The sequence below is a fragment of the Poriferisphaera sp. WC338 genome (assembly GCF_050931845.1).
Lineage (GTDB): Bacteria > Planctomycetota > Phycisphaerae > Phycisphaerales > Phycisphaeraceae > Poriferisphaera.
Map to the genome: position 1 here is coordinate 795,735 of NZ_CP194516.1, position 11,987 is coordinate 807,721.

The 11,987-nt window shown below is 49.6% G+C and carries 9 protein-coding genes and 1 tRNA gene; 3 read left to right on the forward strand and 7 right to left on the reverse strand.

Annotation, left to right across the window (positions count from 1 at the left end; genetic code table 11):
• Positions 1-99 precede the first annotated feature (99 nt).
• Positions 100-510, reverse strand: coding sequence for an HU family DNA-binding protein (locus ACQ6WK_RS03225; protein ID WP_432799306.1), 411 nt, complete (start codon positions 508-510; stop codon positions 100-102).
• A gap of 833 nt (positions 511-1,343) precedes the next feature.
• Here ACQ6WK_RS03225 and dnaK point away from each other — a divergent pair.
• The gene (dnaK, locus tag ACQ6WK_RS03230) at positions 1,344-3,275 is read left to right on the forward strand and encodes a molecular chaperone DnaK (RefSeq protein WP_432799307.1); all 1,932 of its coding nucleotides are present in this window, start codon (positions 1,344-1,346) and stop codon (positions 3,273-3,275) included.
• 155 nt (positions 3,276-3,430) lie between these two features.
• The gene (mgtE, locus tag ACQ6WK_RS03235; RefSeq protein WP_432799308.1) at positions 3,431-4,864 is read left to right on the forward strand and encodes a magnesium transporter; all 1,434 of its coding nucleotides are present in this window, start codon (positions 3,431-3,433) and stop codon (positions 4,862-4,864) included.
• Between the two features lie 94 nt (positions 4,865-4,958).
• Here the strand turns inward: mgtE and ACQ6WK_RS03240 are convergent, their stop codons facing one another.
• From ACQ6WK_RS03240 to ACQ6WK_RS03265, 6 genes are all read right to left on the reverse strand, one after another.
• Positions 4,959-5,597, reverse strand: a complete 639-nt coding sequence (locus ACQ6WK_RS03240) for a hypothetical protein (RefSeq protein WP_432799309.1) — start codon at positions 5,595-5,597, stop codon at positions 4,959-4,961.
• 24 nt (positions 5,598-5,621) lie between these two features.
• Positions 5,622-6,203 carry a type II secretion system protein gene (locus tag ACQ6WK_RS03245; protein WP_432799310.1) on the reverse strand — a complete coding sequence of 194 codons (582 nt, stop codon included), beginning with the start codon at positions 6,201-6,203 and terminating at the stop codon, positions 5,622-5,624.
• 109 nt (positions 6,204-6,312) lie between these two features.
• Complete coding sequence (locus ACQ6WK_RS03250; protein WP_432799311.1) at positions 6,313-7,551, reverse strand: hypothetical protein; 1,239 nt, start codon at positions 7,549-7,551, stop codon at positions 6,313-6,315.
• A complete protein-coding gene (locus tag ACQ6WK_RS03255) occupies positions 7,544-8,131 on the reverse strand; it encodes an RNA polymerase sigma factor (RefSeq protein ID WP_432799312.1) in 588 nt (195 codons plus the stop codon). The genes ACQ6WK_RS03250 and ACQ6WK_RS03255 overlap by 8 nt, the downstream gene beginning before the upstream one ends.
• 197 nt (positions 8,132-8,328) lie before the next feature.
• Positions 8,329-10,293 carry an FG-GAP repeat domain-containing protein gene (locus ACQ6WK_RS03260; protein WP_432799313.1) on the reverse strand — a complete coding sequence of 655 codons (1,965 nt, stop codon included), beginning with the start codon at positions 10,291-10,293 and terminating at the stop codon, positions 8,329-8,331.
• Positions 10,294-10,362: 69 nt separating this feature from the next.
• Positions 10,363-11,694 (reverse strand): sn-glycerol-1-phosphate dehydrogenase, encoded by a 1,332-nt coding sequence (locus ACQ6WK_RS03265; protein ID WP_432799314.1) that lies wholly within the window; start codon positions 11,692-11,694, stop codon positions 10,363-10,365.
• A 130-nt stretch (positions 11,695-11,824) separates the two neighbouring features.
• Here ACQ6WK_RS03265 and ACQ6WK_RS03270 point away from each other — a divergent pair.
• Positions 11,825-11,897: transfer RNA gene (locus ACQ6WK_RS03270), tRNA-Gly, on the forward strand.
• The last annotated feature ends 90 nt before the right edge of the window (positions 11,898-11,987 follow it).

The following is an 11,987-nucleotide window of genomic DNA, read 5'->3' on the forward strand; positions in this document are numbered from 1 at the left end:
GCATTCATAAAGAATGCATTTAGCAGGCCAAGTCGTCATGTTACACAAGGTTAATGTGTGGGAGACTGGATGACTTGCTGAGGTACCGAAAGGAGGGTCTTAGCTGACCATTTCCTTGAGGTTCTTGAGTGGACGAATTTTGACCTGCTTGGAGGCTGGCTTCGCCTTAAACATCATTTCTTCACCAGTGAAGGGGTTGATACCCTTGCGTGCCTTGGTGGCTGGTTTCTTCTTGACGACCATCTTGGCCATGCCCGGCATGGTGAACTGGCCATGCTTCTTGAGGTTGGCGCCGACGATGGCTTGCATGGATTCGAAGACGTTTGCGACGTCTTTCTTGGAAAGTTCAGTGCGATCAGCGATGGTAGCAAACAGTTCGCTCTTGGTTGGCGGGGTGGCGCCAGCGCGAACAGCAGGAGCCTTCTTCGCAGCGGCCTTCTTACGGACTACTTTTTTCTTTGCAACTTTCTTCTTCGCAGCTTTTTTCTTGGTAGCTTTCTTTTTAGCCATGGTGCTCTCCTTGCGGAATATCAGGTGTAAACTTCTTCCGTGACAAACATTGATCTCGAAAAACCCTGTAAAAACAGTAGGTTTGCGAGGTATATCGCAATTCTGGTCTATATGTCTGCAATTTTCAACGTGTTATTTTGAAGAAAGTGCATTTTTTTACTGTATTTTTAGGGTTTTTGAGTTTTTGGGGTGAAATAGGGGTGTTTTAGCTCTGAAAAACCAGTGTTTTTTACATTTCGACAAAAAAGCGTGGTAAAAAGTTCTTGGAAATAAGGGGTTTTTGACGTCAGATGTTTGTGGATATCTTTATCTGTGGGAAAAACAGAGTGCTTGTATCATGCAATCGAGCGGTTTTGGATAGACAACTTGAGTGAGGAGATGATCGATCTTTTTTTGGCAGAGGTTGTTTGTGGCAGGAATTGATTGGTGTTTATGTGGTGATAGGTAACAGAAGGGGACGGTGGGAGGGGACGATGAGGGGATAAATGTGGAGTATATATGCCCAGTATTTAGCATACGGGGAATAGGGATTAGCAACTGGAGGTAGGCAGCCAAATTGGCAGGAAAAGGGGGTTGGTGAGATGTGATGGCAGATTATGGCGGTGGAGAAGGGCGATTGTGGGTCGTGGGTGGGGTTTTTGTGTGAGGTAAAGGTTGGCACGTGGCTTGCGGTAATGATAGGTGAGCAGGCCTGTGTGCGGGTCTGTTCGGTGAGGACGATTTGCTGCAATATGCTGATTTCCTCCCAAGAACCGCGTCACGGGAGCACAGGTGTTTCTGGGGACTGTGGGCGGCATGTGTAACAGATGAATATATGAAATGAGGTAATTGATATGGCTAAGACAATTGGCATTGACCTTGGAACCACGAACTCAGTGGTGGCCGTGATGGAAGGCGGCTCGCCGAAGGTTTTGATTAATAGTTCGGGTAACCGGACGACACCGTCGATCGTAGCATTTACGGATAAGGGTGAGCGTTTGGTCGGGCAGCCTGCGAAGCACCAGCAGGTGACGAATCCGACGAACACAGTTTATTCGATCAAGCGATTCATGGGGCGTCGTCATAGTGAAGTGCACAGCGAAGAGAAGATCGTGCCTTACGGTGTGACGGGCGGCGAGGATGAATTGGTGAAGGTAAAGGTGGGTGACAAAGAGTACACACCACAAGAAATCAGTGCGATGGTGCTGCAAAACTTGAAGAAGACGGCTGAGGATTATCTTGGTGAGTCAGTCGATCAGGCTGTGATCACGGTGCCAGCGTATTTTAATGACTCGCAGCGTCAGGCGACGAAGGAAGCTGGTGAGATCGCAGGTTTGAAGGTTGATCGCATTATCAACGAGCCGACAGCGGCGGCGTTGGCGTATGGCCTTGATAAAAAGAACAATGAGAAAGTTGCTGTGTTCGACCTTGGTGGCGGTACATTTGACATCTCGATCCTCGATGTGGGTGACGGCGTGTTTGAAGTGCTGAGCACGAATGGCGACACGCACTTGGGTGGTGATGACTGGGACCAGTGCTTGATTGATTATCTTGCGGATGAATTCAAGAAGCAGGAAGGGATCGATCTTCGCGATGATGCGATGGCTTTGCAGCGATTGAAGGAAGCCGCGGAGAAGGCAAAGTGTGAGCTTTCGACGATGCAGGAAACGACGGTGAACTTGCCGTTTATTACTGCGACGAATGAAGGACCTAAGCACTTGCAGTTGACCATTACAAGAGCGAAGTATGAGCAGGTTGCGGCGAGTTTGTTTGAGCGGATTTCGCCACCAGTTTTGCAGGCACTTAAGGATGCGAAGTTGTCGCCGAGTGATGTGAATGAGGTGGTGTTGGTAGGTGGATCAACACGCATGCCGAAGGTTCAAGAGATTGCTCAGGAGATCTTTAAGAGAGAACCGAACAAAACGGTGAACCCTGATGAGGTTGTGGCCCTTGGTGCGGCGATTCAGGGTGGTGTGTTGCAAGGCGAAGTGAAGGATGTGTTGCTTCTGGACGTGACGCCACTGACACTTGGTATTGAAACCATGGGTAGTGTGATGTCACCACTGATTCCGAAGAACACGACGATCCCGACGAGTAAGAAGGAAGTTTACTCGACGGCGGCGGACAATCAGACAGAAGTTACGATCCATGTGTTGCAAGGTGAACGCGAGTTTGCAGCGGACAACAGAACGCTTGGACGTTTTAACTTAGCGGGGATTGCACCGGCACCGAGAGGTATGCCACAGATCGAAGTTGAGTTTTCGATTGATGCGAACGGTATCCTGAATGTTGCTGCAACTGATAAGGGTACTGGTAAGACACAGAATATTGAGATTCAAGGTTCGAGTGGTTTGAGTGATGACGAAGTTGAAAAGATGAAGGCAGATGCAGAAGCGCATGCGGCTGATGATAAGAAGAAGCGTGAGCTTGTCGATACGCGAAACCAAGCAGATTCCATCGTGTTCCAGATGAAGAAGCAGCTTGAAGAGCATGGTGAGAAGGTCAGTGCTGAGATCCGCGGTAAGATTGAATCATCGATCAGCAACCTTGAAGACAAGGTGAAGGGCGACGATGTTGATGCGATCAAGGCTGCACTTGAACAGCTTAATAAGGATGCTCAGGAGCTTGGCAAAGCGGTCTATGAAGCATCTGGTGGCCAGCCGGGCGCTGATGCAGCGAGTGCTACAGCAGGCGCAGCGGGTGCGGCTGCTGGTGGTGACGCAGGTGGTGCTTCCGGCGGTGCTGACGAGGACGTGATTGATGCGGACTTTGAAGTGAAGGATTGATCGCAGAATTAAGCTGATTTTATTGGAAGAAATCAAGCCCACGTACCTATTATTTGGTGCGTGGGTTTTTCTATGCATTAAACATAAAGACATTGGTAGTTGTATGTGATTGGTTAGCAGATTACTGGTCGTGATGGGGAGTCTGGATCAAGTCGATGTGGGGTAGGGGAACCGATTTGGGTTTTTGGGTGGTGATGCTTATGGGTGAAGGGTTTGGGCGATTTGATGATTGTGGAGATTTGATTGAACAGGGTGATGTAGATGGTGTGCGCGCGATGTTTTCCGGGGCGCATGAGGCAGAGGTGGCAGAAAAACTTTCGTGGATGGATGAGCGGCAGGTGTGGTATGTGCTAGGGGTATTGGATGGTGAGGATGCGGCAGATGTGTTTGGCTATTTTGATGTTGAATTACAGGTAAGATTGGCGAGCGGGGCACATCGTCAGATGATGGCGAAATTACTTGAAGCGATGGATCATGATGACCGTGTGGATTTGGTGCAGCGGCTAGATGCGAAGGTGAGAGAGCGGTTGTTGCCGCTGGTTGCGCGGGCAGACCGAGAAGATATACGTCGGCTGGCGACATATGAACGTGGGACGAGCGGCGCGATCATGAGTAGTGATTATGCGATGGTTCGGCCGAGCATGACGGCAGGGGATGCCATCGAGAAGTTGCGAGAGGAGGCGCCGGATAAGGAGACGATTTATTATGTCTATGTGGTAGACGAGGCACGGAAGCTGATAGGATTTGTGGCGCTTAAGGATTTGATTCTGGGGAGGCCTAATCAGCGAATAGATGAATTGATGAAGGGGGATGTGATCAGTGTGAATCTAAAAACGGATCAGGAAGAAACGGTAGGACTGATTGAGAAATATGACCTAATAGCGCTTCCTGTGGTGGATGATGCGGGCATGCTTGTGGGGATTGTGACGTATGACGATGCGATGGATGTGATGCGGCAGGAGCAAACGGAGGATATGGAAAAATTCATGGCGATTGGGGGTGGGCATGAACTATCGACCTATTTGAAGACAGGGTCGGTTCAGCATTTTAATAAGCGAGTGTATTGGATCGTGGCACTTGCGGCTCTTGAACTCGTGTCTGGTGTGGTGATCCATCATTTTGAAGGGACGTTGGCGACGTTGGTGATCCTAGCGTTATATATGCCAATGATTACCGATACAGGAGGTAACACGGGAAGCCAGAGCGCGACAGTGGTGATTCGGGCGATGGCGCTTGGTGAAGTAAAGGCGGATTGGTGGGGTATGCTGCGCGTGTTTTGGAAAGAGTTCCGTGTGTCGGTGATGATGGCGGTGGTATTGATGGTACTCAGTTTTGGGAAGGTATTGTTTTTATCACATAGTGCAGTTTTACCGATGGGCTTTAGCTTTTGGCAGATTGGTGTGGTGATTTCGTTAGCACTTGGGATGCAGGCGGTGAGTGCGACGATGATCGGAGCGATGCTGCCGATGCTTGCGGCTAAGGCAAAGTTAGATCCAGCGGTTGTTGCGAGTCCCGCATTGACAACGGTGGTGGATATTACAGGGTTGCTGATCTATTTCTTGACTGCGCGGATGATGTTGGGCGTATGAATAAAAACCCCGCCATTAAGACGGGGTATTGTGGGGTGAAGCGATACGATGCAAGATGAATCGTATTCGCTTCATTGTGGTGGGTAGGGCTAGATTAAGGTTTGTCCAGAAGCTTGACGGCGTCTTTGGCCATGATAGTGACAATGGCGCGGTCACGAGCAGAGGTGCGAGGCATGACTTCTTTCTGGAAGAAACTGACGATTTTGACTTGTTTTTCAGGGGTTAATGGATCATTAAGTTGTTTACGGCGTTTGTCACGTTCGAGCGGTCCAGGAGCAGCCTTGAGACCACCCATTGAACGCCAAAATTGGATACGCTTCTTGAGCCAAGGCATACGCTGTTCTTCGGGAAGTTGTGTATAAAGGCTGGCTTCCCGAACTGCGAAATCTTTCCAAACCATGATCATGCGTTCCTTCATTTGATCAGGATTGTTTTCGTTCATTTTGTGAAAATATTGTTCGGCTACTTCACGTTGTTCGGGTGACAATTCATAGTAACGTTTGGCCATGGCGAGGATGTATTTTTGACGTTCTGATTGAGGGAGGTTGGCAAAGTGTTTCGAGACAAGAAAACCGAGAATATCGTCATTGTTTGCAGTGAGGGGATCAGGGGGGATGGCGGCATAGTGATCATGGATGAGATACGAGCCATAGGAGAGCATTAAAGCAGCGAGGACGAGAAGGACGATCGTTTTGCGTCGCGACCTTTGTTTGGTTTGTTTTTGCTGTGGCATGTTGTATTCGCCTTTTTGATTGTGTTAACTGCCGGGGACACCCGGGATGCTGGAGAGATCGTCGAGGATGAACCAGTCAGCGTGTCCGTCTAGGTAGAGCGCGTTACGCCGGACACCAGATGGACCTTTGGTATGGTTGTCTTCGGCATCAATGTTGACGAAAACGAGGGATGGGGATTGTTTGAAGAACGTATCGAGTTGCTTTTGTTGAGCGGGAGTACCGGCAAAGAGGAGGTAATAGCCGAGGTAGTATTCATAGGAGGTACCGAAGGAGGGAAAGTTGTCGGAATCATCGGAAGGACATTCCCAGACAAGCTTGCTATCGATATATGGTTTGAGGACATCCATCAAGGAGGGGTCGAGGGAGCTGACAGGGAAGGTGGAGACTGGCGGGTGCTCATCGTCCCAGTCTTGGACATAGGTTTGTAACGCGAGACCTTGCTGACGAAGATTAGAAAGGCATTGCACACGCTGGGCGGCAATATGCGCGTTCTTGAGTGCTGGCAAAAGGAGACCAATCAGCAGTGCGATGATACTAATGACAACTAGCAGTTCAATAAGTGTAAACGCGGGGGTTTGGGATTGTATTGTTTTATGTTTTGCCATGTCCATATCTCGGTGAGGTTGTATCAATGTCGTAGATATATTCGATGGTGCGATTGAATTTCCTGTATCGGAATCAATTTTGTCGCTAATTTACGAAATGAATCACAGGTCAGGGAGCGATGAATTTTGTAATTTCGTCAGAGGGGATGTCTTGGATAGTTAGGTCGGTAAAGATGAGGCGGATGGTATCGGAAGATTCGTACCAATAGAGCAGAGGCTTGGGTTGGTTGGTGGCGGAATATTTGGCGCCGAGATAGTGGGGATGTTTATTTTCAATGATGAGTTTGAGGAAGAACGCACCGCCAGCGAGGGCGCTGTTGAAATGTTCAGGAGGGATACTGAGGGTGGCGGGGTAGGTATTGGATGATGATTGGAGATCGAAAATAAGAGCAGCAATGATGGGATAGGTTTGTGGGTGGCCGGGGTAGTATCCGCCGGTACGGTCCGCACAGGCTTTGAGTGTGTCGAGCAATGCTGTTTGCGAGGGTGAGGGGATGTCATGAAGACTGGCCGTGGTGTAGTCAGTGGGTGCCTTGAGGTTGATCGTGCCAGGAGTTAGGGGGAGGTTCCACTGGAAATTGGTGAGATTGAGTTGGAGTTTGCCAAATGATGCGGAAGGGAAGATGTAGGTGACTTTAAGAAGGAACTGAGTGTCCGGGTCGATCCAAGCAGTGAGGGAGGTATTGTCTGGGAGCTGAATATGTTTGCTGCTCAGAATGAATCCAGGAGCGGACTTGCCGTTGATCGTGATGGGGTCGGTTGGTTCAGCATCGATTGCGATTTTACTTCGAAGGCGAGTGATGAGCCGGGTGGGGTCAAACTGCATGAGTTTGTTTTGAGTATCGAGGTGCGGCTTGATGAGTGTTTTCGTTTGTGTGACGTGATTCAGAACGAGAGTAGGTTGATCCCATTGTGAGCACGCTTGGAGGAAGGTGGTGTTGAATATTTTAAGGTCGGTGCGAATGCCAAGGTCTGCGTCGAACCATGATTGGGTGCTGAGGATGGGGTTGGGCAAAGGCGAATTAGGTGCGATCAGTTGCATGTCGAAGGAAACAGTACGGGAACGACGGATTTGAGACTGGACATCAGCAAAGGAGATCGAGTTGGTGGGGGTGATAAAGATAAGAATGAGGGTGAGGGCGATGATAGCGGCGGCGGAAGAGCCTGCGATAAGTGAACGGGTAGTCCAGCGGGAGCGATGCTGAAGCTTAAAAGGATTACGGGCCGTATTCGCGTTCTGCAATCGGATTTCAAGCGCATTGATGAATTGATCATCCGGCGCGGGGGTGGGATGATCTTTGAGTTGATCAAGAATGGCGTCTGTGTTGTGTTCTGTGGGGTCAGTCATGACGGTTCTCGGTGGTGATATAAGGTGAGGTTTTGTCGAGGCGGTTGTAGTGATGTTTAAATCTGGCTCGGGCTCGATAGATGAGGTTCTCAGCTGCTTTGTTGGTACGGTTTAATTTCTCTGCGATCTGTTTGATGGTGAGTTTGTGTTTGTATTTCCATAGGAGGATCTGTTGTTCTTGAGGGGTAAGGTTTTCGAGTGTGACGGTGATGAGTTCAGTTTCTTCGAGTGTTTGTTGGTGTTGCGGTTCAAAAGCGGGATGAGGTGTGGTGTGGATAGGGACAATGTTGCGGTTTTTGTTTCGGTAATGTTTGCGTAAGTGATCGGCAATTTTATTTCGTGCGATTGTGTAGAGCCAAGTTTCAAATGAGGCTTGCTTGGGATCGAAGCGGTGGATCGAAGTGACGACAGCGAGGAAGATGGTGCTGGTGAGTTCGTCGGCGGCGTCATGATTGCGGAAGGTGCGGTAGTAAGCGAATTGCCAGATGTCGGTGACGTAAGCACGGTACATTTGGGAGAGGGCGTGGGCGTCCTGCTCCTTGAGCTTATTGATGATGTCGGTTGAGAGTGATGCGGTCACAGTTTCGTTGGGTCTTTCTGGAGAGGTATTCGCTTAGAGCGAGGGCTTTCCCCTCTGTAATTTAAAGAAAATTGCAGGAAGATGACAGGGGTTTGATTGTGAGGGGGTAGCGGCGATATCCAGAGAGGGGGTGAGTATAAAAAAAGCCTGCACGCGGCAGGCTTGGAACAGTCGCTTTTGTTTATGTGCTGAGAAAATTAGCGGTGTGGGTTAGCCATGTAATAGAAGTAGCCATCTTCAGCACCGACGATGAGTTCCTCGACGCCGTCTGAGTTGAGGTCGATCATATCGGGGAAAGTTGAATGTCCGCCGATTTTGCGGGAATCGACTCGGCCCATATCTTGGAGTGTGATGAAGTCGGCGCCGGGCTTGGTAACGTTCTTGAAAAAGTTAACGTTGTAGGAGTCAACAAGGAGGTCAACTTTGCCGTCATGGTCCCAATCGGTGAAGCAGATTTTACGTCGGCCTGAGGAGCCTGCGGTACCGTCATTGAGTTGCAGATAGCCGGATTTGTTGGAGATCGCAGTGTGTTTTTTGTTGTAGATGGATGAGCCTTCAGCGTAAAAGAAACGTTTGGGAGGGAGGAGTTGAAGATTGCCGTGCTCATCTTTGGTGCGTTCTAAGAGGCAGAGATAGCCTTCAGCGTCAAGGATGACAAGGTCGCTTAGATTGTCTCCAGTGAGATCGATGATGACGGGACGGGTGCGCCATTGTGTAACAAGATTATCGCCTTCCGGGTCCCACCAGTTCCACGCGGGCTTGTGCTTGATACCGTTCCATTGGACGGTGATTGGCTGAGCGGCTGCCAGTTTGGGCTCGGTTTTTGTGCCGATGTTTTTATACCAGACAATTTTTCCGAAGATGGAGTTGATGATAATGTCGTGGAGGCCATCGTGATCCCAGTCGGCTACATCAAGGCAGGTATATCCCCATTTTTCTTCTGCGGGGCCTTGAATAGAACCGTTGTATCCTGAAAGGATAAGAATAGTTTCACCGTCAGCTTCTAGATGAACTGGTGGTTTCCATTTGGGCACTTTAGGTGTGCCGATGTTCTCGATAAGACCAATGTTGCCAGCAGTGTTGCCGGTGATGATATCTTGATCGCCATCGTTATCCCAGTCGATACCGACAGGTGTGGTGAGGACGCCATATTTCACAAACTCTGCATTCTGCTGGAAATATAGGGGTTTATTGAAAACGGGGAGTCCATTTGCGACCGAGCCGGTGTGCTCAAGAAAGATGACGCGGCCGTCTTCTTGGCCGACGATGAGGTCGGTGTCGCCATCACGATCCCAGTCAATGGCAGTGGGGACCATCATGCAGAGATCGAATTGCAGGTTCTTGCCGTCTAGTTGAATGAAACGAGCAGGGGCGTACTTCGGATTGGTGCGTGAACCGATATTTTCGAAGTAGTTGAGTTTGTCGATGAACTCGCCGGTGAGGATGTCAAGGTCGCCGTCATTGTCGAAGTCGGCGAAGTTTGGAGAAGGCATGCCGTAGACATCGAGATCTTTGCCGTCAGCTTGGATGCGCTGGGGGGTGGCATAGTTTGGTTTGTCGTCGGTGCCATTGTTAATGGCAATATAGACCCAACCATGGAGAGGGCCATTGGTCCACTTGCCTTCTTTGTTGAAAGCATTGTCCCAGCCGTAGTCGGTCCAATCGCCGATGCCGATGGCGATGTCATGATTGCCATCACCGTTGTAGTCGACGTACTTCCATTGATCAGCACGGGTCTTTTTAAACTTATGTGGGATACGAATGTTTAATTTAGTTTTTTTGTCAAATTGTGTTTGTGTGAAGTTGTTGTACTCGTAGTTGGGGGAGAGAACGCGGGGTTTGCCATCAATGTATGAGACAGAGACATTCATTTTGCGGTTGGCAACGAGGACGCCGGGCTTAAAGACAGGCATCTTTTGGTCAGGGGATGTGTTTTCGAAGAAGAAATGTCCTTTGTAGGCACCTGAAGAACCAATGACGAGGTCATAATCACCATCGTTGTCGTAGTCCATGGGGAGCGGCCATGCCCAAAGCCCGACACCGAGGTCAACGACGAGATCAGGTTGGTCGTAGCGAAGGCGTTTGAGTTGATCTTCGGCGTGAACACAAGATGTGGCGAAAATGATCAGTAGCAGGAAGGTGAATAAGCGTAAAACCGGCATATGATGGCTCCTAAATATGACTGACATACTATCTGTATATCAGTATAGATGCCTTTTTGCAAGTGGGTTTTATTGGATTGGAACATTTGCGACAAGCAGATCAAATTGGCCGGTCATATAGGCGAGATCGAGGACAGTGAAGCGACGGCGGATGAGCCGGGCTTGATGGTACGATTGACGGAGGCGGTAGTCGTCGATGCCGATCTGTTGCGGTGTGTATGGGGCTGCAACGTGTTTAAGGCGGTTAGCGATTTCGGTTGCAGGGAGGAGCTGATCTTGCAGGCGAAGGCGCAGATCAGGCCAACAGGATTGAAGATGCTCAAGTTTCCTATGGAGTGTTTGTGTGGGAATATACTTGGCCGCAAGTTCAGCATGGGCAAGATCGATGATGGGCTTAAGGGTGAAGGTTTGGTTGGCGGCTTGTTGCATGGTTTGCAGTGAGGGCCAGTGTGCAGTGATGTGTCCGATGTTGAGTGAGGGGATGTCCAGTTGCAACAGTGTTTCATAGAGACGAGTGGACGCAATGGTGCCGATGCCGACTTTGAACCCGTGCGATGGTGAGACACCTTGATGAGTATGATGCTGCATGTCCCACAAATGACTAAATTGATGTTCAGCACCGCTGGCGGGTCTGGAGGATGCATGAGCTTGCATGGCAAAGCCGCTCATGAGTAGGCCAATGGTGAGAGCCCGGATGGCTTTAGGGTTGCGATTTGAAATGCCTTCGGCATTGGCGACTGCATGATGTAGATTGTGCTGAATGATGTTCCATGCGGTCTTGTTGATGGGCTCGATACCAAGTGCGTCTGCGAGAATCCAATCTGCTCCAGCGGGGATTTTTGCAAGCAGGTCGGCGTAGCCAGAAGCGTTCATGTCGGATGGCGCGTTGCAAAGAATATCCATATCAGCGAGGACACATTGTGGTGCATGGCAGAAATAAGTCTGTTTAGTGCCATGGTTAGTAATAGAGGCGCCGAAAGCGGTGTAGCCATCCATTGAAGCTGCGGTTGTGACACACATGTATGGGCGATTGGTGTTATATGCTGCAAGCTTAGTGAGATCATTGATCGTGCCGGCACCAACCGCAATGGGTATGTGGTCGTGAGCGGCAAGATGCTGTTGAAGATGATCGACGTGTTTTTGCTCAGCATAAAGATGAGGATCATCAAGGATGAGAGTGGGGCTGGCAAGTAGATTGTGTTGTTGAAGATGATCGGCGATTTGCTTGCCAGCGATATGGAAGGTGGTACGGTCAGCGATAAGGACCGCTTTACGTTTTGGGAATTGCTCCGCAAACATGAATGGTGCAGATAATAATGCATCATGATCAAGGATGAGGGCATGCGTATGTGTGGCATGTGAGAGTGCGGATTGTAGTGTGGGGTCTTGTTGAGCGGTCATGATATCACTTGATTAGTATTGTTTTGGAACAACTTCATATGATTATATGTGGAAGGGTTCTGCAAGGCTGAGTGTACTTGTGGGGATGTTGCATGGGGTTGCGACGGGGTGCTATAATGGCCGGACTGATGCGGGTGTAGCTCAGTTGGTAGAGCGTCAGCTTCCCAAGCTGAATGTCGAGAGTTCGAGCCTCTTCACCCGCTTTGAATGATAAAGACCTACGCAAAGTGCGCGGGTCTTTTTTTATATGGTTGGTTATAGAAAAACCCACCGAGGCGGCGGGTTTTTATGTG

Excerpts from the sequence above, each read along its gene's own strand:
- ACQ6WK_RS03225 (WP_432799306.1), bottom strand. The coding sequence starts at position 510 with ATGGCTAAAAAGAAAGCTACCAAGAAAAAAGCTGCGAAGAAGAAAGTT.
- dnaK (WP_432799307.1), top strand. The coding sequence starts at position 1,344 with ATGGCTAAGACAATTGGCATTGACCTTGGAACCACGAACTCAGTGGTG.
- mgtE (WP_432799308.1), top strand. The coding sequence starts at position 3,431 with ATGTGGGGTAGGGGAACCGATTTGGGTTTTTGGGTGGTGATGCTTATG.
- ACQ6WK_RS03240 (WP_432799309.1), bottom strand. The coding sequence starts at position 5,597 with ATGCCACAGCAAAAACAAACCAAACAAAGGTCGCGACGCAAAACGATC.
- ACQ6WK_RS03245 (WP_432799310.1), bottom strand. The coding sequence starts at position 6,203 with ATGGCAAAACATAAAACAATACAATCCCAAACCCCCGCGTTTACACTT.
- ACQ6WK_RS03250 (WP_432799311.1), bottom strand. The coding sequence starts at position 7,551 with ATGACTGACCCCACAGAACACAACACAGACGCCATTCTTGATCAACTC.
- ACQ6WK_RS03260 (WP_432799313.1), bottom strand. The coding sequence starts at position 10,293 with ATGCCGGTTTTACGCTTATTCACCTTCCTGCTACTGATCATTTTCGCC.
- ACQ6WK_RS03265 (WP_432799314.1), bottom strand. The coding sequence starts at position 11,694 with ATGACCGCTCAACAAGACCCCACACTACAATCCGCACTCTCACATGCC.